This window comes from Pseudomonas sp. D47, from assembly GCF_045447305.1.
Taxonomy (GTDB): domain Bacteria; phylum Pseudomonadota; class Gammaproteobacteria; order Pseudomonadales; family Pseudomonadaceae; genus Aquipseudomonas.
In genome coordinates this window covers 109,658-130,329 of sequence record NZ_JBJGXU010000007.1, presented here as the reverse complement: position 1 = coordinate 130,329, position 20,672 = coordinate 109,658, and the positions used below count along the sequence as shown (strand labels likewise).

At 58.5% G+C, this 20,672-nt stretch carries 20 protein-coding genes; 8 read left to right on the top strand and 12 right to left on the bottom strand.

What is annotated here, in order from left to right; translation table 11 throughout:
- Positions 1 to 86: 86 nt before the first annotated feature.
- Together selD and mnmH are read left to right on the top strand one after the other, a co-directional pair.
- The gene (gene selD, locus ACI77I_RS07960) at positions 87 to 1,121 is read left to right on the top strand and encodes a selenide, water dikinase SelD (RefSeq protein ID WP_094952555.1); all 1,035 of its coding nucleotides are present in this window, start codon (positions 87 to 89) and stop codon (positions 1,119 to 1,121) included.
- Positions 1,121 to 2,224 (top strand): tRNA 2-selenouridine(34) synthase MnmH, encoded by a 1,104-nt coding sequence (gene mnmH / locus ACI77I_RS07955; protein ID WP_094952556.1) that lies wholly within the window; start codon positions 1,121 to 1,123, stop codon positions 2,222 to 2,224. The genes selD and mnmH overlap by 1 nt, the downstream gene beginning before the upstream one ends.
- A 131-nt stretch (positions 2,225 to 2,355) precedes the next feature.
- Here the strand turns inward: mnmH and ACI77I_RS07950 are convergent, their stop codons facing one another.
- Together ACI77I_RS07950 and ACI77I_RS07945 are read right to left on the bottom strand one after the other, a co-directional pair.
- Positions 2,356 to 3,411, bottom strand: coding sequence for a permease (locus ACI77I_RS07950; protein WP_406997278.1), 1,056 nt, complete (start codon positions 3,409 to 3,411; stop codon positions 2,356 to 2,358).
- A gap of 47 nt (positions 3,412 to 3,458) precedes the next feature.
- Complete coding sequence (locus ACI77I_RS07945) at positions 3,459 to 4,160, bottom strand: histidine phosphatase family protein (RefSeq protein ID WP_094952558.1); 702 nt, start codon at positions 4,158 to 4,160, stop codon at positions 3,459 to 3,461.
- A gap of 254 nt (positions 4,161 to 4,414) precedes the next feature.
- Here ACI77I_RS07945 and ACI77I_RS07940 point away from each other — a divergent pair, with 254 nt between their 5' ends.
- The 3 genes from ACI77I_RS07940 (at position 4,415) to hemB (ending at position 7,065) form a co-directional block, all read left to right on the top strand.
- Positions 4,415 to 5,113, top strand: a complete 699-nt coding sequence (locus tag ACI77I_RS07940; protein ID WP_094952559.1) for a glutathione S-transferase N-terminal domain-containing protein — start codon at positions 4,415 to 4,417, stop codon at positions 5,111 to 5,113.
- Positions 5,114 to 5,131: 18 nt separating this feature from the next.
- A complete protein-coding gene (locus ACI77I_RS07935) occupies positions 5,132 to 5,974 on the top strand; it encodes a PhzF family phenazine biosynthesis protein (RefSeq protein WP_242155439.1) in 843 nt (280 codons plus the stop codon).
- A gap of 116 nt (positions 5,975 to 6,090) precedes the next feature.
- Entirely contained in the window at positions 6,091 to 7,065 is a 975-nt protein-coding gene (gene hemB, locus ACI77I_RS07930) for a porphobilinogen synthase (RefSeq protein WP_094952561.1), read from the top strand.
- Between the two features lie 51 nt (positions 7,066 to 7,116).
- Here the strand turns inward: hemB and ACI77I_RS07925 are convergent, their stop codons facing one another.
- From ACI77I_RS07925 to ACI77I_RS07905, 5 genes are all read right to left on the bottom strand, one after another.
- Positions 7,117 to 7,497, bottom strand: a complete 381-nt coding sequence (locus ACI77I_RS07925) for a hypothetical protein (protein WP_094952562.1) — start codon at positions 7,495 to 7,497, stop codon at positions 7,117 to 7,119.
- 47 nt (positions 7,498 to 7,544) lie between these two features.
- Entirely contained in the window at positions 7,545 to 7,898 is a 354-nt protein-coding gene (locus tag ACI77I_RS07920) for a hypothetical protein (RefSeq protein ID WP_406997277.1), read from the bottom strand.
- 142 nt (positions 7,899 to 8,040) lie between these two features.
- On the bottom strand, positions 8,041 to 8,355 hold the full coding sequence (locus ACI77I_RS07915; protein ID WP_406997276.1) for a contact-dependent growth inhibition system immunity protein: 315 nt from the start codon (positions 8,353 to 8,355) through the stop codon (positions 8,041 to 8,043).
- Positions 8,352 to 13,028 carry an RNase A-like domain-containing protein gene (locus ACI77I_RS07910; protein WP_406997289.1) on the bottom strand — a complete coding sequence of 1,559 codons (4,677 nt, stop codon included), beginning with the start codon at positions 13,026 to 13,028 and terminating at the stop codon, positions 8,352 to 8,354. Before ACI77I_RS07910 ends, ACI77I_RS07915 begins: the two co-directional genes overlap by 4 nt.
- 196 nt (positions 13,029 to 13,224) lie before the next feature.
- The gene (locus ACI77I_RS07905; protein WP_406997275.1) at positions 13,225 to 13,839 is read right to left on the bottom strand and encodes a LysE family translocator; all 615 of its coding nucleotides are present in this window, start codon (positions 13,837 to 13,839) and stop codon (positions 13,225 to 13,227) included.
- A gap of 144 nt (positions 13,840 to 13,983) precedes the next feature.
- Between ACI77I_RS07905 and ACI77I_RS07900 the strand changes: the two genes are divergently transcribed.
- Positions 13,984 to 15,069 carry a DUF1615 domain-containing protein gene (locus tag ACI77I_RS07900; RefSeq protein ID WP_263274854.1) on the top strand — a complete coding sequence of 362 codons (1,086 nt, stop codon included), beginning with the start codon at positions 13,984 to 13,986 and terminating at the stop codon, positions 15,067 to 15,069.
- On the opposite strand, the gene ACI77I_RS07895 is transcribed toward ACI77I_RS07900, so the two are convergent.
- On the bottom strand, positions 15,070 to 15,909 hold the full coding sequence (locus tag ACI77I_RS07895; protein WP_406997274.1) for a DUF4349 domain-containing protein: 840 nt from the start codon (positions 15,907 to 15,909) through the stop codon (positions 15,070 to 15,072). It abuts the gene before it with no gap.
- 157 nt (positions 15,910 to 16,066) lie between these two features.
- Here ACI77I_RS07895 and ACI77I_RS07890 point away from each other — a divergent pair, with 157 nt between their 5' ends.
- Positions 16,067 to 16,483, top strand: a complete 417-nt coding sequence (locus tag ACI77I_RS07890; RefSeq protein WP_406997288.1) for a PaaI family thioesterase — start codon at positions 16,067 to 16,069, stop codon at positions 16,481 to 16,483.
- 129 nt (positions 16,484 to 16,612) lie between these two features.
- On the opposite strand, the gene ACI77I_RS07885 is transcribed toward ACI77I_RS07890, so the two are convergent.
- From ACI77I_RS07885 to ACI77I_RS07875, 3 genes are read right to left on the bottom strand one after another with little or no spacing between them, the layout of a single operon-like run.
- Positions 16,613 to 17,794 (bottom strand): acetyl-CoA C-acetyltransferase, encoded by a 1,182-nt coding sequence (locus tag ACI77I_RS07885; RefSeq protein WP_406997273.1) that lies wholly within the window; start codon positions 17,792 to 17,794, stop codon positions 16,613 to 16,615.
- Positions 17,795 to 17,805: 11 nt separating this feature from the next.
- Positions 17,806 to 18,465 carry a CoA transferase subunit B gene (locus tag ACI77I_RS07880; RefSeq protein ID WP_094952386.1) on the bottom strand — a complete coding sequence of 220 codons (660 nt, stop codon included), beginning with the start codon at positions 18,463 to 18,465 and terminating at the stop codon, positions 17,806 to 17,808.
- 31 nt (positions 18,466 to 18,496) lie between these two features.
- Positions 18,497 to 19,195 (bottom strand): CoA transferase subunit A, encoded by a 699-nt coding sequence (locus tag ACI77I_RS07875; RefSeq protein WP_406997272.1) that lies wholly within the window; start codon positions 19,193 to 19,195, stop codon positions 18,497 to 18,499.
- Positions 19,196 to 19,328: 133 nt separating this feature from the next.
- On the opposite strand from ACI77I_RS07875, the gene ACI77I_RS07870 reads away from it, so the two are divergent.
- The gene (locus ACI77I_RS07870; protein ID WP_406997271.1) at positions 19,329 to 20,231 is read left to right on the top strand and encodes a LysR substrate-binding domain-containing protein; all 903 of its coding nucleotides are present in this window, start codon (positions 19,329 to 19,331) and stop codon (positions 20,229 to 20,231) included.
- Positions 20,232 to 20,291: 60 nt separating this feature from the next.
- On the opposite strand, the gene ACI77I_RS07865 is transcribed toward ACI77I_RS07870, so the two are convergent.
- On the bottom strand, positions 20,292 to 20,621 hold the full coding sequence (locus tag ACI77I_RS07865) for a hypothetical protein (RefSeq protein ID WP_406997270.1): 330 nt from the start codon (positions 20,619 to 20,621) through the stop codon (positions 20,292 to 20,294).
- Positions 20,622 to 20,672 lie beyond the last annotated feature (51 nt).

Here is a 20,672-nt window from a genome sequence, read left to right as displayed (position 1 = left end):
CGCAAAAAGCCGGCTGAGCTAACAAGCGCCCAGCCGGCTTTTTGCTGTCTGATAGAATCTGCGCACTTGTTACCTTGAGGTCCACCATGAACGAGCCGATTCGCCTCACCCAGTACAGCCACGGCGCGGGTTGCGGCTGCAAGATTTCACCCCAGGTGCTGGAAGTGATCCTCGCCGGCAGCGGCGCACAGAACCTGGACCCCAACCTGTGGGTAGGCAACGCCTCACGCGACGACGCGGCGGTGTACGCCATCGACGACGAGCGTGGCGTGGTCTCCACCACCGACTTTTTCATGCCGATTGTCGATGACCCCTTCGACTTCGGCCGCATCGCCGCCACCAACGCGATCAGCGATATCTACGCCATGGGCGGCGATCCGTTGATGGCCATCGCCATTCTGGGCTGGCCGGTGAATGTGCTGGCGCCGGAAATCGCCCGCGAAGTGATCCGTGGCGGCCGTTCGGTGTGCGACGCCGCCGGCATTCCGTTGGCCGGTGGGCACTCCATCGACGCGCCGGAGCCGATCTTCGGCCTGGCCGTCACCGGCATCGTGCAAAAGCGCCATATGAAGCGTAACGACACCGCCACCGCCGGGTGCAAGCTGTACCTGACCAAACCGCTGGGCATCGGCATCCTCACCACCGCCGAGAAGAAGGGCAAGTTGCGCGAGGCGGACATCGGCCTGGCCCGCGACTGGATGTGCACCCTCAACAAGCCTGGCAGCCGTTTCGGCAAGTTGGCGGGCGTTACTGCCATGACCGATGTCACCGGTTTCGGCCTGCTGGGCCATCTCGTGGAGATGGCTGACGGCAGCGGCCTGACAGCGCGCATCGAGTATGAAAAAGTCCCACGCCTGCCGGGGGTTGAAGACTACCTGGATCAGGGTTGCATGCCCGGTGGCACGTTGCGCAACTTCGACAGCTATTCGAGCAAGCTCGGGCGCCTGCAAGAACTGCACAAGCGCGTGCTGTGCGACCCACAAACCAGCGGCGGCTTGCTGATTGCCGTGACCCCGGAGGGCGACGCCGAATTCCACACGGTGGCCGCCGAGCTGGGCCTGAGCCTTGAGCCAATCGGCGAACTGGTTGAGCGACAGACCCACGCGGTAGAGGTGTTTTGATGGCAACTGACATCACCGACTACCGCGACATCTTCCTCAACGACCGGCCGATGATGGATACCCGCGCGCCAATCGAGTTCACCAAGGGCGCATTTCCCGGGGTGATCAACCTGCCGCTGATGACCGACGACGAGCGCCAGCGGGTCGGCACTTGCTACAAGCAGCAGGGCCAGCAGGCGGCAATCGTTTTGGGGCATGAACTGGTGTCCGGGGCGACCAAGGCCGAGCGCATCGAGCAGTGGGCGCAGTTTGCCAAGGCCAACCCTGAGGGTTATTTGTATTGTTTTCGCGGCGGTCTGCGTTCGCAGATCGTGCAGCAATGGCTGAAGACCGAAGCCGGTATCGAGTACCCGCGGGTGGGCGGTGGCTACAAGGCCATGCGTACCTTTCTGCTGGAGACGCTGGAGCACGCCACGGCAGAGTGTGATTTCGTGTTGTTGGGCGGCATGACCGGCACCGGCAAGACCGAAGTGCTCGGCCAACTGCGCAACGCCCTGGACTTGGAAGGCCACGCCAACCATCGTGGCTCCAGCTTCGGCAAACGCGCGACATCACAACCCTCAAACATCGACTTCGAAAACCGCTTGGCCGTGGACCTGCTCAAAAGACGCGCGGCCGGCGTCGAGCAGTTTGTCGTCGAGGACGAAAGTCGCACGATCGGCAGTTGCGCGCTGCCCTTGCCGTTGCACAAGGGCATGCAGACATTTCCAATGGTGTGGTTGGAAGACAGTATTGAAGGCCGCGTCGAAAGAATCCTGCGCGATTACGTGGTCGACCTCTGCGCCGAGTTCATCCAGGTATTTGGCGACAATGGCCAGGCGCTGTTTGCCGAACGCCTGACCCAGAGCCTGGCCAATATCCACAAACGCCTGGGCGGCGAGCGCTTCCAGCGGTTGCAGGCAATCCTGCAGGACGCTTTGGCCGAGCAGGCCCGCAGCGGTGCGGTGGAACTGCATCGGGTGTGGATCGAGGGCTTGTTGCGCGAGTACTACGACCCGATGTACGCCTTCCAGCGTGAAAGCAAAGGCGCGCGGATCGAGTTTGCGGGCGAGCAGAGCGCGGTGGTGGAGTACCTGCGCGAGCGCATTGCCAGGTCAGCATAATGGAGTGGGTTTAAGGGCCTTTTCGCGAGCAAGCCTGCTCTCACATTTTTGACCGCGTTCATTCTGTAGAAACGCGGTCAAAAAGTGGGCGCTGGCTTGCCTGCGATAAGGCCCTCAGCCTCACCTGAAAACTAAAGAATCACCGCCCCAATCAACCCACACACCACACCCACCAGCATGGTCAGCCCGGCCACCGTCACCAGCACCCGCGCGTCGAAATCCTTGCGCAGCATCAACAGTGACGGCAGGCTCACGCTGGGCAGGGTCATCAGCAAGGCCACGGCCGGGCCGGTGCCCATGCCCAGAGTCATCATGGTTTGTACGATAGGGATCTCAGCTGCTGTAGGAATCACGAACAGTGTGCCGACGATGGCCAGCGGTACCAACCACATCAGGCTGTTGGCCATGGCCCCGTCGACATGGGGGAACAGCCAGACCCGCGCGGCACCCAACACCAGCACGGCGAGGATATAGACCGGGATCGTGCTCCAGAACAACTGCCACAGGGTACGCAACCAACGGCTCAGGAACGGTTGCGATTCGTTCAGGCTAGCGTCGGCTACCGCGTCTAAAGCGGCTTCGGGCACCTGATCGGGTCGGGCAATCCGCTGTGCCACCAGGGACACGCCGACCACCAGTACAATCCCCGCAACCAACCGCAACGCGGTAAAGCCCCAGCCCAACACAAAGCCCATGAACACCAGCGTCGCCGGGTTCAAGACCGGGTTGGCGATCCAGAACGCCAGTGCGGCGCCTACCGATACGTGCTGACGGCGCATGCCCGCCGCCACCGGTGCTGCGCAGCAACTGCACATCATGCCCGGCAAGGCGAACAGCCCGCCGCGCAGGGTCGAACCCAGGCCGGCGCGGCCAAACAGGCGCAGCAGCCAGTCGCGGGGGATCAACACTTGCAGCAGCGAACCCAGAATCACCGCCAGCACGGCGGCCTTCCAGATGGCTAGGAAATACACTTGGGCATAGGCCAGCGCGGCCGTCAGGGGGGCGGTTTGCTGATCATTGAGAATCGAGGCGCCGATGCTGTGGTTATCCGCTGCCACGAACGCCTTGAGGTAATAGGGCGACCACTTCACGTAGTAGAGGCCGATGCAGGCCACCAGCAGGAACAGCGCTGGTTTCCACCAGAACGACCAGCCCCGGTTGGGCTGGGTAGAGATGAGGTTGGGCATGGTGCAGGTCCGCAGAGGGTTCAATAGCGGGGCATCATACGCCTGTGTCAGATATCCGCAGCGGTCTGCGTTGCATCCGGGCACGTCTGCTGGCCGTTATCCAGGCCTTGCTTGTAGTTGCGGCTGAGCAGCGAGGCCTTGCCGTTATGCCAGGTCAAGGTCAGTACATACAAGGTGTCGAAGTCACTGCCTGACCAATCGTCGGTGATGGTGTGTTTTTCACCCGAGGCTTCACTGGCCACCTTGTTGATCAGCTCCGGCAGGTAGCCGTGAGACCAGGCGGTGTAGATGATCGAGTTGTGGTACTTGTCTTCCACCAGCTCGTCAGCGAGGTCGCTGGTGTCGTTGGCCGAGAATTTGATGTTAACCGGCAGGCCGAGCTTGATGGCGCTAGGGCTGATGGTCATCAACGGGCGAATGTAGCTGTACGAATTGTCCTTTTCGCCTTCTTCGACATTGCGCGTCGGGTTGGGGGCAAACACATAGTTGGCATTACCGAATTTTTGCGGCAGCACGGTGGCCAGGTTCATGGCGCGGTTCAGGCCTTGGCAGTTCAACTGGCCGAGGCCGCCGGCGGGTTTTTCGCCGTGGCGCAGGAATACCAGGGTTTGTACGCCGTCTACCGGCCCGGCGCTGCTGATTCGTGATTCTAGGGTCAGACCGATCGCGCCGCCGACCACGAGCAGCGGCAACATGATGTATGAGTAACGTTTAAGGCGACGAGCAAGGCACAAAGGCTTGATTCTCATTGTAGGTTCGAGTCTTCAGTGCATCGGGTTAAGGCGGACAAGCCCGGCCCCAGCGACGCATGCGGCGCCCTGCGGTTTTTCCATGTCGTTGTAACAGGGTGTCTCCTTTCACCGTGATGGCGCAGTTAAGAGTGCATATAGCCACTTTGGTTCGCCTGCGCGCCAGATTAGCGTGGCAATGTTGCGCAATGATGACCCATGCACGACGCTGGGTAGGTGGTTATTATGTGAGCTTTGCGCCTGGGGATTTTCTGATGAACGCACTCGCCGCTTTCCCGATTAATAGCAAATGGCCTGCCCAGCATCCGGAACGTTTGCAGTTGTATTCGTTGGCTACGCCCAACGGCGTCAAAGTATCCATCATGCTTGAAGAACTGGGCTTGCCTTATGAAGCGCACAAGGTCAGTTTCGAGACTCAGGACCAGTTTTCGCCTGAGTTCTTGTCGCTGAATCCCAACAACAAAATCCCCGCGATTATCGACCCCAATGGTCCGAGCGGTCAGCCATTGGCGCTGTTCGAGTCAGGCGCGATCCTGATCTACCTGGCGGAGAAAACCAGCCAATTGCTCTCCGAAGACCCGGCCACCCGTTACGAAACCCTCCAATGGCTGATGTTCCAGATGGCCGGTATCGGGCCGATGTTCGGCCAAGTGGGGTTCTTCAACAAATTTGCCGGCAAGGCCTACGAAGATAAACGCCCTCGTGATCGCTACGTGGCCGAGTCCCGGCGCTTGCTGGATGTGTTGGAAAAACGCCTGCTGGGCCGCACCTGGATCATGGGCGACGAGTACAGCATCGCCGACATCGCTACCTTTCCATGGATTCGCAACCTGATCGGCTTCTACGAATCCGGCGACCTGGTAGGCATTGCCGATTTCCCGAACGTACTGCGCGCGTTGGACGGCTTTGTCGCACGTCCAGCGGTGATCCGTGGCCTGAACATACCTGCCTGACCCCAAGAGCGTTGAAATATGCCGACTTTCGATTTTAAGCAACTGGATGTATTCAGCAGCGTTTCGCTCAAGGGCAACCCACTGGCGGTGGTGTTGGGGGCTGACAGCCTCACCGACCAGCAAATGGCCGATTTCGCCAACTGGACCAACCTCAGCGAAACCACGTTTTTGCTGACACCGCGCGACCCACGAGCTGACTACCGGGTGAGAATTTTCACCACGCTCAAAGAGCTGCCATTCGCCGGCCACCCGACGCTGGGCAGTTGCCATGCCTGGCTGCAAGCGGGGGGCGTTCCCAAAGGTGAGGAGATTATCCAAGAGTGCGAAATCGGCCTGGTGCGTATCCGTCGCGAAGGCGATGAGCTGGCCTTTATAGCTCCGCCGTTGTTGCGTAGCGGTGCCGTTGAAGCGCCCTTGCTGGAACGCGTGCGCTTGGGGCTCGGCCTGGCACCCGACGCCATTGTGCGTAGCCAATGGGTCGACAATGGCGCGGACTGGCTGGCAGTAATGCTCGCCGATCGCGAACAAGTACTGGCGCTGCAGCCGGATTACTCGCAACTGCATGGGTTGGCCATTGGCGTCATCGCGCCCTGTGACCCGGCGCGGGACGCTGTGGGCACGCACTTCGAAGTCCGCGCATTTATCGCGGGCGACAGCGCCCAGGAAGACCCGGCCACCGGCAGCCTGAATGCGGGCATTGCCCAATGGTTACTGGGTGAAGGCCTTGCGCCGAGCCGCTACGTAGTCAGCCAAGGTACGGCCATTGGGCGCGCCGGGCGTATTCGCGTCGATCGCCACGGTGATGAAATCTGGATCGGCGGCGCCGTTTCGGTGTGCATCGAAGGGCGCGTACAGCTCTAGATCAATGAATTGTTACGGGCTGCGCAATACACTATTGGCCCCTCGGCGTTTGTGCTGCCGGGGCCAAGGGGCCTAAGCTTTCGCCCCAACTATTTCTGCCGCAACCTAGGACAGCCATGACCAGCCAGTTCCCCCAAGCCCGTCCACGCCGCCTGCGCCGCTCCCCGGAGTTGCGTGGTCTGTTCCAGGAAACCGAATTCACCCTCAACGACCTGGTGCTGCCGATCTTCGTCGAAGAAGAAATCGACGACTTCGTCCCCATCACCAGCATGCCGGGTGTGCAGCGTATTCCTGAAAAGAAACTGGCCGGTGAGATCGAGCGTTATGCCCGCGCCGGGATCAAGTCAGTCATGACCTTCGGCGTGTCCCACCACCTGGACGCCAACGGCAGCGACACCTGGAAAGAACGCGGCCTGGTCTCGCGCATGTCCTCAATCATCAAGGACGCCGTGCCGGAAATGATCGTGATGTCTGACACCTGCTTCTGCGAATACACCGACCACGGCCACTGCGGCGTGATGCACGGCGCCCATGTCGACAATGACGCGACCCTGGTCAACCTCGGCAAACAAGCCGTGGCCGCCGCCCGCGCCGGTGCTGACGTCATCGCGCCTTCCGCCGCCATGGACGGCCAAGTCCAAGCGATCCGCCGCGCCCTGGACGATGCCGGCTTCACGCATATTCCGATCATGGCCTACTCCACCAAATTCGCCTCAGCCCTCTACGGCCCGTTCCGCGAAGCCGGCGGCAGCGCGCTCAAAGGCGACCGTAAAAGCTACCAGATGAACCCCATGAACCGCCGCGAAGCCGTGCGCGAATCGCTGCTCGATGAGCAGGAAGGCGCGGATGCGCTGATGGTCAAACCAGCCGGTGCCTACCTCGACATCATCCGCGACATCCGCGAAGCCTCGCGCTTGCCGGTGGCGGCGTATCAGGTCAGTGGTGAATACGCGATGATCAAATTCGGTGCCCAGGCGGGCGCGATTGATGAGGCGCGCGTGGTGCGGGAGACGTTGGGGTCGATCAAACGCGCGGGGGCGGATTTGATTTTCACGTACTTTGCGATGGATTTGGCGTTGGCGGGGATTTGATATCGGGTTGTAGTCCTGTGGCGAGCGGAACTGCTCGTCTCGGGGCTACATCTACACCGATTCTGCCCAGCGCTGGCAGAAGTCGTGTTGCTCCTGTATGTCGTTGGTGAGATTACTTTCTTCATAAGAGAAAATATGCACAAGTTCACCGTCCGGAACTCCCATAGTCAGCTCGTAGGCGACTAGGCCATTAGACATTTGCGAAGACATTCCTGATGTGTGGACGTTGATTTTTGATCCTTTGCATAGAAATTTTATATCTTTCAAGTCTGCCCTCATTAAGCCGAAGCAGCCGTACAGGTCCAAGGCGGTGTAGGATTTTTGGGGCTCATTACCTAGAAGTAGATAAAGGGTAGGTTTGCCTTCTTCGTATTCGAGGATTGCGCTTTCACGTATGCCGTTTTTGATGATAGTGACTTTGCGGGGTTTCATCGGTGATCCATAATTGAAAAGTGCGTTATTAAATATTTTTGGGTTTTTTAATAAATAGTGAGTTGGGTTTTATTCTTTTGCTTGTTGTATTTTTTTAGTCGGCTTAGAAGGGTTTGCATAAAGCTTTGTTGGTGCGTTATGGGGGAGCTAAAATAGGTTGCCATCGCTTTGAAGATGGCGTCGAAGTTATCATTCTTTGATAGGTAGTGCTTGATAGAGGAGATAAACCATTTTTGTTCAAGGGCTGTATAAGCTAGAAATTCTGGTTTTGTCAGTGCGTCAAATATCTCTATAAGCTCTTTTTCGTTATTTGGGTCTTTTGACGAGATAAGTTTTTCTCTTTCTAAGTTATCTGTGTTTTCAATGTCGTAAGTGAACAGTAATCCACGGATTATTTCCATGCTCGGCTGTCTTTTCATATTTATGATTTGGTATGAGTGGTTCTGGGTTTGTTGTTTGATTTTTTTGTTTGTATCTTGTTTTTTGGCTGTATTTTGCTCGTCTCGCGAGTGTCCGCCTCTACGGATGCATCGAAACTTAAAATTAAAATTTCATTGTGTTCAGGTATTTGTCGAACTTTTTCATTATATGGCTGAGCCACAACAGTCCTGATGGCCATTGATGAGGGTAATAGTAATAGCAATACTGTTCGTAGAGGAGGTTTTCTTGGAGGTCTGACTCATTTGTGTAGGAGTTTATCAGCTCAAGGATTTCTTTTTTTACGGAAATTATTACGTCTTTAGACGAGTCTTGTAAAAAGGAATCAATGACCTCATCGGCTGATGAGTATTCCTCAGTCCAGTCCTGATTGAAATAGGCGCCAAAAAACTGCTGGAGTTCTGTCAGTGGTTTGTTCATTTTTCTAATGGGTATCCTGTCAGTAATAGGTAGCCTTTCGGCATGTTATGCTTTCGCTTTAAAACTAGCAAAAATTTATAAGCGGGAACTGATTTGTCAGTTCCTCTAATGACGCTAACTCCTACCGCCTGACTTGAGTTTTCTCTAATAATAAGTTTATCTTTTTTTCCTTTTAGGAATTCCAATATGTCTTGGTTGTGTGTCGCTAAGCTTTTGGATACGAGTGCTTCTGCCTCCTCTAAAGTTCTGAATGTAGATGCCGCTGGAATATTTGGCTCTGACTCAAGCCTTGCGGTTAGCTGAGCGTCCGTTTGATCTATGTGCTTCCTAATTAGGTGCCCCCCTGACTTTTCATGCGAGTCTAGTACAGGGGCCTTGCTTGATTGAAGGGGGTCGACGTTTGAGCCAGGGCACCCTCCAACCTTGCAACTTAATCCCAGCGGATCCACCCATCCCGTAGGATTGGGCGCGTACTGGTACGCGTTGATCCCACCCGCCAGCTTCACCGGGTCGGGCGTGAGGTAGCGACCAATGTCTGGATTGTAGTAGCGATGGCGGTTGTAGTGCAGCCCGCTTTCAGGGTCGAAGTATTGGCCTTGGAAGCGTAGCGGGTTGTCGATTTTATTGACATCTAGGCGAGCAATTTCACCGTAGGCGCGGTAATGCGCGGACCAGACGATTTCGCCGTCGGGGGCCGTGAGTTCCTGTGGCGTGCCGAGGTGGTCGAGTTGGTAGTGGAAGGGCTGGGTGTCTTTCGGGCCGAAGCCTTCCAGCAGTGCAAGCGGACGGAAACTGTCCGGTTCGTAGATGTAACTGCGATGGCGATCTGCGTGATGTTCCGCAATCAGCTTGTCGCCTTGCCAGAAAAACTCTGTGGTTATTCCATCGACGGTTTTGCTGATCCGTCGGCCAAACGGGTCATAACGATAGCTGGCCGTCTGCCCATTGGGTTTTGTGATCGATATCAGCCGGTGTTGGCAGTCGTAGCGGTACTCGGTAACGAGTTGATGGCCCTTGCCGCGCCTTTGGCGGATGAGGTTGCCGAAGGCGTCATAGTCGTAATGATGATCGCCCTGAATCATCAACCGATTCCCCGCCACGATGTCCGGGCCGGGTCGGTCTTGCATCAGCAGGTTGCCCGCCGGGTCATGGCCGAAGCGTTCCTGCACGTCTTGCGAGTGGTCGGCCCTAGTCAGGCGGGCGAGGGGGTCGTAGTGGTAGTGGTGTTCACCTTTGCGAGTGTCTAGCAGGCGGGTCAGGTTGCCGGTTTTGTCGTAGTCGTAGTGGCGACGGTAGAGGTCATGGTTTTCTTGAGTCACCGCGTGGGCGTGCAGGCGGTTTTGCTCGTCGTAGTGGTAGTGGCTGAGGAGCTGGCCTTGTTGGCGTTGATGCTCGCGGCCGGTTTTGAACAGGTGTGAGGTGAGGGTTTTGCCATTCAGCTCGACGGTGGCGAGGTGGCCGCCTTTGTCGTGGTTGAAGGTGAGGCGGTTGTTGTCCGGTAGGCGCAGGTTTTTCAGCTGGCTGCAGGCGTCGTAGCCGTAGCGCAAGGTGCCCCAGCCTTGGTGTTCGGCGGTGAGGCGGTTTTGCGGGTCGTATTCGTAGGCTAACGCCCAATGGCCGTCGTCGACGCTGAGGAGGTTGCCTTGGCGGTCGTAGGCGTAATCAACAACTCCACCGTCGGGCAGGGTTTTTCGTACGAGGCGGCCGGCAGGGTCTCGCTCGTAACGGGTGACTAGCTGACTGCCATCGTCGCCGTGTTCGGTCTTTTCCAGCAGGTTGCCGTTGAGGTCGTAGACGTAGGCCGTGCGGTGACCGTCAAAGCCAATTTCCTGCTGGATCAGCCCGTTGGGGTGGTAATCAAGTTGGTAGGTTTCGCCGACTTCGTTTTCGATCTCGGTCAGCAGTAACCGGGCGTTGTCGTAGCGGTATTTGACTTGGGTGCCGTCAGAATTAATGCGCCGGCTGATCAGGTGCAGGCCGTCGGCATATTCGTAGCGGGTGACGTGGCCCAGTTCATCGCGTTCGGTGGTGATTTTTCCGTAGGGGTTGTAGCTGTATTCCCGCGTTGCACCATCGGGCTGGGTCAGTTTCTGCAAGCGCGCGGCGGCATCCCATTGATACTGGGTCAGCGCGCCATGCTCATCCTCGCGCGCAACCTGTCGTCCAACATCGTCATAGCGATAACGCTTAACCCCACCATTCGGTAGTTGCTCTTCGATGAGCTGGCCACGCTCATTCCAGACCAGCCGGTGACACCCGTTATCTGGGTACCAAACCCCAATCAGTTGCCCATGTTTGTTGTAGGTGTAGTCCGTAACGTGGCCATCAGGATCCGTCTTACGCGTGACGTCGCCCTGGTCATTACGCTCATATTTCCAAACCGCTTCACCACGCCGTACGACCCGTACGAACCCGTTGTCATGCTCGTAGGAAGTCGGCTCATCCTCCCCAGGAAACAGCGCCACCAAACGCCCGGCTTCGTCGTACTGATACGCCGTCACCGCCCCCAGCGGGTCTTGCTCAACCGTCAGCCGGCCCTTGGCGTCATAGGATTTGAAATGCTCAGCGCCGTCCGGATCAATGCGCTGCACCAGCCGCGCCCGCTGGTCATGGACATAAACTTTCTGGCTACCATCGGCGTTGTGAACCGTAACCCTGCCGCCGTTTTCCCACAGATACCGCGTGTCCATCTGCGAAAAACTGGCCCAATGCCGAACACAGCGCGCCGCCTTACCAGTCCGTTCCCACTCCCAAAAGAAACTCGCCCCACCGGCCAACTGCCGCTCAAGAATGACGTGCTGATCGTCGTACCGATAAACCTCGCTTTCACCTACGGCATTGGTCGCTGAAACCAGTCGTCCAGCCTCGTCATAACCGTAGGAAACGACGTTCTGCTCGGTCACCCAAACATACGGCTCACGCCCTTTGGCACGATGAACCTGATAGTCAACGGCAACAATGCGACCGAGTTCGTAGCGTAGAAATAGCGACCGACCCGCACCGTTATCCAGCCGCTCAACCCGCCCCAAGCGATCACGAGAAATCCGCAGCCGGTTGTCATACGCATCGCTGATCGCGGTCAGCACACCGTCGCGAAAGTGATAAAACCGTGACGCCTGAGCCAGCACCAATTCATCAGGCAGCGACCCCAAGTAAATCGCCGCTTCCGCCAAGCTGTTGGTAATCGCGGGCCTAGCCACAGTAGGCAACGGAAACTCAGTACTGCGGTTCTCATGATCCGTCCAAACCACCGAATCCCCCGCAACCACCAACCGCTGCGCCAGCGAGTGACTCCAACCAAACCCCAACCCACAATCCACTTCCACCGCACTGGTGCGGTACAACCGGGTCCACTCAAATGGCAAAATCCCATCCAACGCGCCATCGGTAAGGGTCAGCAACTCCTCCCCAGTCACCATCGACACCGGGCAACCATGGGTGGCCGTTTTATCCGCAGGCGCCGCCGCATCTCCCTGCGGATTCTTCGCAGCGACAGGCACATCATCGACATGTTCCTGGCGCACCAACGCCGTCTTCTGCGTCTTGCTGCGAACCGCTGGCACCGCGTTCGTAACCAGGTTCTCCCCAGCCTTCAACGGCGCACCCGCCACCGTGTTGATCGACGTCGCCGGCCCTGCGAGCAATATCGGCTTAGCCGCCTCAACATGGGCATCCAGGCGAGATTTGCTGAACTGGCTGGCCATGTGTTCCAGCCACTCGCGCGCTCGGCGAGACTTGATGCCGCCCAGCACCTTGGTGCTCAGGCGTATCACAATACCCATGCCGGCAGTCGCAAGGCCCAGCAGCACGTTGATCAGTACTTCGACGCTGATCGACCCCAGCAACTCATTCATGTACGGCGGCGGCATCATCCGCATCCAACTGACCATGGCCGCCAAGTAGATGAACAGCAGCGGCTCATCGCTCAGCACCAGCAGGCCTTTGGCGAGGGTTTCGGCGCTGACCTTCAGCAGTTTTTCGAGCTCGGCCTGGGACAGGTAGTGCAGCAGCTTTTCGGCGTTCGCCAGTGGGTGAGCCAGCCACTCAACCAGCTGTTTGAGCGTGTCCCAAAGCGAGTACAGTGCATCGCCAAAGCCTTTGGCATACGCCTGGTGCAGCGAGAGATAGCGTTTGAGGAAATTTGCCTCGGCGTAGTTCTTCCACAGCGGCGCAAAGGTGCCGTTCCACTCACTGCGCAGCCAATCTTCCAGCGGTGCAATGACCGACTGATAGGAGGCATGCAGCGCCTTGAAGTGTTCTTTGGAAACGTTGGGGTAAAAACTGACTCGGTACTTCTGGTTACGATCACACTCGGTGATTTCCAGAATGCCGCTGGGCCCGATGGTTTTATGGATGGGTTCGCCCAGCGGGCCACCGTTGGGGTCGACACGTTGTAACACCACGGGCGTGTTGCCAATGGGCACGAATCGAGCACTCTGGAACATATGCACCAAGGTCAAGGTGCCGTCTTGCTTGCACGCTGCAACGGTGGTGCTGGGCAGGATAGAGCGATCGATCGGCGCGACGAGCGCCACCTCATTCCCGACTTTGAATACCTGCTCGACATCCAATGCCGAAAAGCTGAAAAAGCTCTCCGCCCAGGCGTCGTAGGTATTGAGGCAGCGTCTGAAATCGCTGAGAACGGATTCGACGTCGCGCGTCTTTGAATCCATGGCGGCCAGCACCAGAAGGCCAATAGCTTGGCTGGTGGCGGCGATCAAAAGACAGCCCCAAAAACTAGGGCTTTAACGGAAAAAACCATCTGCAATCCCTCGCACTGTGTGATCAGGCGAAGGACTTTGCAGAGGTTTTCAGGCGGTATCTGTAGAGCTTATCCGGTAGTTATGTGGGATGTTTCAGTAGTCCTTGTCAGCGCTGCGCAAACGCCAAATTCAACCCCAGTCCTGCAAAGGCTGCCGCAAAACTGCGGCGCAGCCAGTTCTGCACTCGAGGCGATTCGATCACGGCACGGCGGAAGCCATTGGCCAGCAGGCCATAGATCACGAAAACCGCAAACGTCATCGCCATGAATACGCCGCTCAGTACCAGCATTTGCACGGCGGGCGCGGTGCTGCCGGGGGTGACGAATTGGGGCAGAAAGGCCAGGAAGAAAATCGTCAGTTTGGGGTTGAGGATGTTCAGCAGCAAACCCCGGAGCATCAGGCTGCGCGCTGTGGCTACCGTCGGTGCGTCATTCATGGCGAAGGCCGAGCGATCACGCCAGGTGGCGTAGGCCAGGTAGAGCAGGTAGGCGACGCCCGCATATTTGAGTACTTCAAACGCCAGCGCGCTGGTGTGCAGCAGCGCGGAAAGGCCGAGCACGGACGCCAGCAAGTGGGGGAGGATGCCCGCGGTACAGCCCAACGCTGCGAACACGCTGGCGCGCTTGCCGGCGGTGAGGCCGGTGGACACGGTAAAGATCACACCGGTGCCGGGGATCAGCACGACGATCAGGCAGGTAACGAAGAAGTTCACACTGAGCATGGCATTCAAACTCCTGTAGGAATGGTCGATGACAGATCCTGTCACGTTAGTTTGCGGCTGGCGAGTGCAGCATGTCGGCGAACCCCGGTTAGACTTACCTGTCGATATGCGCAATGCCGGCCCGTCGTTAGCCAAGGAAACCCCATGTATTCAAGCCGCCTGATCCTGTGCCTCACCACGTTGCTGGTGCTGGCCGGTTGCTCCACTTCACGCAGCCCGCAACAGCCGGAACGCAGCGAGGCCGAGGTGACCGCGCAGATTGTGCGGCTGCTGCCGGCATCGGTACCGGACCGTAAAGGCTGGGCCCAGGATATCTACACCGCCTTTGACACCCAGAAGATCTACCCCAGCACCGAAAATATCTGCGCCGTGCTGGCGGTGACCGAGCAAGAGTCCACGTACCAAGTTGACCCTGCGGTGCCAAACATGGGCAAGATCGCCCAGGATGAAATCTTGCGGCGCGCCGGCAAGGTCCATGTGCCGGCCTTTGTGGTACGTAGCGCGCTGCAATTGCGCTCGCCCACGGGCAAGTCCTACGCCGATCGCTTGAGTGCTGCGCGCACGGAGAAGGACCTGAGTGGGATCTTTGACGATTTCATCAGCGTGGTGCCCTTGGGCAATACCTTGTTCGGCGGTTTCAACCCGGTGCATACCGCAGGCCCCATGCAAGTCAGCATCGACTTTGCACAGAAACAGGCGCGGGGTTATCCCTACACGGTGGATGGCACGATTCGCCGGGAAGTCTTCACGCGTCGCGGCGGCATGTATTTCGGTATCGCCCACTTGCTGGGCTACCCGGTCAATTATGACCAGCCGTTGTACCGCTTTGCTGACTTCAACGCCGGTTGGTACGCCAGCCGTAATGCCGCGTTCCAGGCAGCGCTCAGCCGTGTCACCGGTACCGAGCTGGCGCTAGATGGGGACTTGATTCGTTACGGTTCATTATTGCCGGGCACCACCGAGCTGGCGGTGCGCTCCCTGGGCGCCAAGTTGGACATGCGCAACCCCAGTATCCGCAGCCAGTTGGAGAAGGGTGAGCAATTGGACTTTGAGGAAACCACCCTCTACAAACGCGTGTATGCACTGGCTGATAAAGCTGCGGGCAAGCCAATGCCAAGGGCGATCTTGCCGGGCATCGTGCTCAAGAGCCCGAAGATCACTCGCAACCTGACGACAGCCTGGTTTGCCAAGCGAGTGGATGAGCGGTATCAGCGCTGCATGAAGCGCTGATCATCGTGACGATTCGACAAGCCCGCTCGCCACAGGAAGCTCGTTTGCAGCAGTACGCCTGCCCACCACAACAAAGCGGCGCCACAGCCACACCCACAGCCACACCACCGGGAACGCCAGGATCACGAACGGCAGCACATAACTGGCGCGCTCCAAGGCGTCTGCTGTGCCGCCCACTAGGTTGTCGCCCAGGTTGCTGAACATCCGGCTGAAGCGTGACGGCTGGTTCGCGCCATCGGATGAGCGGAAATTCAGGGTCACGCGGTTGGTATCAAGGCGGCGTTGCTGGCCGGCGGCGACCTGGGCGAGTTCCTGCAGTTCGTTTTCGATGCCGGCCTGTTCCTTGCTCAAGGCGATCAGGTCGCTGACGGTGATGTCCTTGCGTTTGGTCAGTTCGTCGAGGCGTTGCTGCTGGGCTTGCAGGCGGTCCTGGCGACGGCGCACATCGGCGACTGCGTCGGCCAGGTCTTCGGCGGTGGTGATGCGCTGGCCGAGTTTTCCACCTTCGGCGGCCAGTGCGACCATCGGCTCCACGCCGGTGGGCGCAATGCGCAAGATGATCTCGCCGCCGTTGCCATCCTCGGTGATGCCCAGGATATTGCAGACGCCAAAACGTGCCGACTCACAGGCCTCGCGAGTTGCCTGCATGCGCGGTGCGAGCAGGGCGCCGGGCAGGGCCAGGGTCAACTCGTGCTCATACGCCAATTGCGCGCCGGCTCGGCCCTGTTCGCCGTTGATCACGGTGGCGCGAGGGTGATCCTTGGGCGAACAACCGGCCAGGGCCAAGCCGGCCAGCAAGATCAAAAGCAGCGGTTTTGTTGTGCCGTCCAGGTGGCGCATTGCAGTTCCTTGGAGTGTGCGGGGGAAATTGACCGCGATTAAAGCGGGTCTGGCGGATTTACGCAAAGCATCGCGCAGGATTTGCGTGGCTGATGATGATGGCTGCCTTAGGGGGCAGGGCGTACACCTCAAGCCTTACTCCAAGGATGAATTCGCCATGATCGCCTACGCCGTGCCCGAAGGGTTTGTTTCGCTGCCGCGCAGTAGCCCGCTGCTCGACGTGTTAGGCCCGGCGTATTGCCGGGGCGAAGGCCTGCAACTGGAAATCGGCCTGCGCGCCGACAACCGTCACGCGAATGGGCGCGGCACGGTGCATGGCGGGGTGTTGGCGACCCTGGCGGATGTCGGCATGGGTTATGCGATGGCGTTTTCCAGTGAGCCGCCGTTGCCGTTGGTTACCGCGAGCATGACCTTGGATTACTTGGGGGCGGTGCAGGTCGGGGAATGGATCGTGGTGCGGTTGGAGCATCACAAGCGAGGGCGGCAGATGGCCTTTGCCACGGTGAGCTTGCAGGTGGGGGAGAAGGTGGTGGCGCGGGCGAATGCGGTGTTTGCGGTGCCTCGTACGGACTGATAATGCCGGTCATTGTGGGAGCAGCAAGCCAGCTCTCACAGTTGGACTGTGGTTTTTCAGGGGTACCGCGTAAAAAGAAAAGGCCCGATTTTTCGTGGAATCGGGCCTTTTCTCATGTTGCTCTTTGAATCAGCTGCGTTCGAGGGCGAGGGCTACACCCTGGCCGCCACCGATGCACAGTGTCGCCAGGCCTTTCTTGGCATCGCGCTTGATCATTTCATGCAGCAGGGTCACCAACACGCGGCAACCTGACGCGCCGATAGGGTGGCCGATGGCGATGGCACCGCCGTTGACGTTGACTTTGTCGGCGTCCCATTCCAGTTCTTTGCCCACCGCCAGCGATTGCGCTGCAAAGGCTTCGTTGGCTTCGATCAGGTCCAGGTCGCCCAGGTTCCAGCCGGCTTTGTCCAGGCAGCGGCGGGTGGCCGACACCGGGCCAATGCCCATGATCGCTGGGTCGACGCCGGCATTGGCGTAACTGGCGATACGCGCCAGAACACGCAGGCCGAGGGCCTTGGCCTTGTCGGCGCTCATCAGCAACACTGCGGCGGCGCCGTCGTTGAGGCTGGAAGCGTTGCCGGCGGTGACGCTGCCGTCTTTCTTGAATGCAGGTTTGAGCTTGGCCAGGGACTCGGCGGTGGTGCCGGCGCGCGGTTGTTCATCCACGGCGAAGGCCACCGGGTCGCCCTTGCGCTGAGGGATCAGGATCGGGGTAATTTCATCAACAAACCGGCCGGCTTCAATCGCCGCAGTGGCTTTCTGCTGGGAGGCGGCGGCGAAAGTGTCCTGGGCTTCACGGCTGATGCCGTACTTGTCCACCAGGTTCTCGGCGGTGATGCCCATGTGGTAGTCGTTGAACGCGTCCCACAGGCCGTCGGTGATCATACTGTCGATCATTTTGGCGTGGCCCATGCGCAAACCGGTGCGCGCGGCGGGCAATACGTACGGCGCCAGGCTCATGTTCTCCATGCCGCCAGCGATGATCACCTCAGCGTCGCCGCAACGGATCGCTTGGGCGCCCAGGTGCAGGGCCTTGAGGCCCGAGCCGCAAACTTTGTTGAGGGTCAAGGCCGGCACGGCGTGGGGCAGGCCGGCGAGAATCGATGCCTGGCGTGCAGGGTTCTGGCCGCTGCCAGCGGTGAGTACCTGGCCGAGGATGACTTCATCCACCTGTGCCGGGTCCAGGCCGGTTTGCTCCAGCAGGCGACGGATTACGGCGGCGCCCAATTGCGGCGCCGGAATGTTCGCCAACGAACCCTGGAAGCTGCCCACGGCGGTGCGGGTGGCAGCAACAATCACGACGTCTTGCATGGAATCTGTCCTCACTGGAAGTGCATTTCTGGAACGTGGTCCGGGACGATCAGTTTACCGGCGGTCTTGCTCACAATCTCTTCAACGCTGACGCCAGGTGCGCGTTCCTTGAGGACAAAAGCGCCATTTTCGATTTCAAGGTAAGCCAGGTCCGTCAATACACGCTTGATGCACTTGGCGCCGGTCAGCGGCAGGCTGCATTGGCTGAGCAACTTGGACTCACCGTCCTTGGACGCGTGGGTCATGATCACGATGATGTTTTCTGCACCGGCCACCAGGTCCATGGCGCCGCCCATGCCTTTGACCAATTTGCCAGGGATCATCCACGAGGCGATGTTGCCGTGTACGTCCACCTCAAACGCGCCGAGCACCGTGAGGTCAACGTGGCCGCCGCGAATCATCGCGAAAGACTCGGCGGAGGAAAAGATCGAGGCGCCAATGCGCGCAGTCACGGTCTGCTTGCCGGCGTTGATCATGTCGGCATCGATGGTGTCTTCAGTCGGAAACGGGCCCATGCCGAGCAGGCCGTTTTCCGATTGCAGCATCACTTCCATGCCTTCGGGAATGTAGTTGGCCACCAGGGTTGGAATGCCGATGCCCAGGTTGACGTAGAAACCGTCCTGCATTTCGCGGGCGACGCGTTGAGCCATTTGTTCGCGGGTAAGAGCCATTGTTTGTCTCCTTATTATTTGGGCTGGCGGATTATTTGCGGACAGTGCGCTGTTCGATGCGCTTCTCGAAGGTGCCGCAGATGATCCGGTCGACGTAGATGCCTGGGGTGTGGATCTGCGCCGGGTCCAGCTCGCCCGGTTCGACGATTTCCTCAACTTCGACCACGGTGATCTTGCCGGCGGTGGCCGCCAGCGGGTTGAAGTTCTGGGCGGTGTGGCGATAAATGACGTTGCCGAAATGGTCGGCTTTCCAGCCTTTGACGATGGCGAAGTCACCGGTGATGGACTCTTCCATCAGGTACGGGCGGCCATTGAATTCACGGGTTTCCTTGCCTTCGGCAACGGGGGTGCCGACGCCGGTGGCGGTGAAGAACGCCGGGATACCTGCGCCGCCTGCGCGCATTTTTTCCGCCAGGGTGCCTTGGGGCGTCAGTACCACTTCGATTTCGCCGCTGAGCAATTGCTTCTCGAACAAGGCGTTTTCACCGACGTAGGACGCGATTACTTTGCTGATCTGTTTTTGTTTCAGCAGCACGCCGAGGCCGAAACCGTCGACGCCGCAATTGTTGGAGACGACGGTCAGATCGCGGGTGCCTTTGCGCTTGATCTCGGCGATGAGGTTTTCCGGAATGCCGCACAGGCCAAAACCACCGGAAAGCACGGTCATGCCGTCTTCCAGGCCAGCCAGCGCTTCTTCATAGGACGCCACGCGTTTATCGAAACCTGCCATATGCACCTCTTTTATTGTTTGTGGGCCAGCCAATGACCTGAGTGTTGCGCCGACGGATTGATTTGTTAAGTTGTTTTTTAAGGTTGATTGATTTAGAAAACAGCATAGTCGACCCGCCGTCCGGAGCAGCCTCATGACAGTTAAACAGATGCGTGCCTTTCTCGCCGTGGCCCAGAGCCTGAGTTTTGCCGCCGCCTGCGAGCGCCTGCACCTTTCCCAATCGGCGCTGAGCCTGACCATCAAGGGGCTGGAGGAGGGCTTGGGCGGTCGTTTGTTCAGCCGCAATACGCGTAACGTTGCGCTGACGCCTGAAGGTGAGTCGTTGCTGCCCCTGGCGCGTCGCTTGATTGCGGATTGGGACAACGCCGAGGATGAACTACGCCAGCGTTTTACCTTGCAGCGCGGCCGGGTGACGGTGGCGGCGATGCCGTCGTTTGCGGGCAATTTACTGCCGCCGATCCTGAAGATATTTCGCGCACGTTACCCTCAGGTGAATGTGACGGTGCATGACCTGATCAACGAGCAGGTGCTGGAGATGGTCCGCGACCGTCAGGTGGAGCTGGGCGTGGCGTTCGAACCGTCCGAAGGTTCGTCATTGGCCTTCACGCCGTTGTACCTGGACCGGTTTATTGCGGTGGTGCCGGGGGATTTACCGTTGGCCCAGCGTGCCGAAATCGACTGGAAAACCTTGCTGGAACAGCCGTTCATTACCTTGCAGCGGCCTTCCACGGTAAGGGTAATGCTGGAGGAGCATCTGGGCGCGTTGCAGATGAAATTGCCGGTGGCGTTGGAAAGCCATCAACTGGCAACGGTGGGCAAGATGGTTGCCAATGGCCTGGGCGTCAGCGCGGTACCGGCATTGTGTGCACGGCAGATGGAGGAGGCGGGCGCCCATTGCATCACGTTGAGTGATCCGGTGATTGAGCGGCCGATTGGAGTGCTGACCAAACCTGGCCATGAGCTGTCGGCGGCGGCGCAGGTGTTGTTTGATATCTTTCGGGATGAAGCGGGGAAGGGCAGATTTCCAACCTTTTAAGCGCACCGCAAAACAACGGTGGGAGCTGGTAAACCAGCTCCCACCGTGAGTAAGTTGTACTTAGTAGTAACGGTCGATGACTTTAACTTGCGAGTTGTCTTTGAAAGACGACCAGGCATTGTTAAGTGTGTCGAATACTTGCTCGATAAAGTTCTGGTCGGCGGCTGCCTTCTTGCCGACATAACCTTGGCCGCGGCGGTACATCTTCAGGCGCGCCGCCAGTTCACGGTTGTTTTTATCGAACTCTTCCTCAAGGGTATGGGGCGCCACGCAGTCGATATGGACTTGACCCGATTTTTCGACCCACAAGATATGGTCGTCGAGTGTGTCTTTCTGCGCTGCGAACATCTCAGCCAATTCATCGATAGTGGGTTGGTTGTTCAGATTCATGTGTAAGCCCCTTGACCAGTTGGCGATCTATCAGTTGATTCCGTTAAAACT

Coding starts and splice junctions, on each gene's coding strand:
- ACI77I_RS07920 (WP_406997277.1), bottom strand. CDS start 7,898: ATGGAAATAATCCGTGGATTACTGTTCACTTACGACATTGAAAACACA.
- ACI77I_RS07905 (WP_406997275.1), bottom strand. CDS start 13,839: ATGCTCAGTGTGAACTTCTTCGTTACCTGCCTGATCGTCGTGCTGATC.
- ACI77I_RS07900 (WP_263274854.1), top strand. CDS start 13,984: ATGTATTCAAGCCGCCTGATCCTGTGCCTCACCACGTTGCTGGTGCTG.
- ACI77I_RS07870 (WP_406997271.1), top strand. CDS start 19,329: ATGACAGTTAAACAGATGCGTGCCTTTCTCGCCGTGGCCCAGAGCCTG.
- ACI77I_RS07895 (WP_406997274.1), bottom strand. CDS start 15,909: ATGCGCCACCTGGACGGCACAACAAAACCGCTGCTTTTGATCTTGCTG.
- ACI77I_RS07880 (WP_094952386.1), bottom strand. CDS start 18,465: ATGGCTCTTACCCGCGAACAAATGGCTCAACGCGTCGCCCGCGAAATG.
- ACI77I_RS07950 (WP_406997278.1), bottom strand. CDS start 3,411: ATGCCCAACCTCATCTCTACCCAGCCCAACCGGGGCTGGTCGTTCTGG.
- ACI77I_RS07945 (WP_094952558.1), bottom strand. CDS start 4,160: ATGAGAATCAAGCCTTTGTGCCTTGCTCGTCGCCTTAAACGTTACTCA.
- ACI77I_RS07940 (WP_094952559.1), top strand. CDS start 4,415: ATGAACGCACTCGCCGCTTTCCCGATTAATAGCAAATGGCCTGCCCAG.
- selD (WP_094952555.1), top strand. CDS start 87: ATGAACGAGCCGATTCGCCTCACCCAGTACAGCCACGGCGCGGGTTGC.
- ACI77I_RS07925 (WP_094952562.1), bottom strand. CDS start 7,497: ATGAAACCCCGCAAAGTCACTATCATCAAAAACGGCATACGTGAAAGC.
- ACI77I_RS07915 (WP_406997276.1), bottom strand. CDS start 8,355: ATGAACAAACCACTGACAGAACTCCAGCAGTTTTTTGGCGCCTATTTC.
- ACI77I_RS07890 (WP_406997288.1), top strand. CDS start 16,067: ATGATCGCCTACGCCGTGCCCGAAGGGTTTGTTTCGCTGCCGCGCAGT.
- mnmH (WP_094952556.1), top strand. CDS start 1,121: ATGGCAACTGACATCACCGACTACCGCGACATCTTCCTCAACGACCGG.
- hemB (WP_094952561.1), top strand. CDS start 6,091: ATGACCAGCCAGTTCCCCCAAGCCCGTCCACGCCGCCTGCGCCGCTCC.
- ACI77I_RS07935 (WP_242155439.1), top strand. CDS start 5,132: ATGCCGACTTTCGATTTTAAGCAACTGGATGTATTCAGCAGCGTTTCG.
- ACI77I_RS07865 (WP_406997270.1), bottom strand. CDS start 20,621: ATGAATCTGAACAACCAACCCACTATCGATGAATTGGCTGAGATGTTC.
- ACI77I_RS07910 (WP_406997289.1), bottom strand. CDS start 13,028: ATGGATTCAAAGACGCGCGACGTCGAATCCGTTCTCAGCGATTTCAGA.
- ACI77I_RS07885 (WP_406997273.1), bottom strand. CDS start 17,794: ATGCAAGACGTCGTGATTGTTGCTGCCACCCGCACCGCCGTGGGCAGC.
- ACI77I_RS07875 (WP_406997272.1), bottom strand. CDS start 19,195: ATGGCAGGTTTCGATAAACGCGTGGCGTCCTATGAAGAAGCGCTGGCT.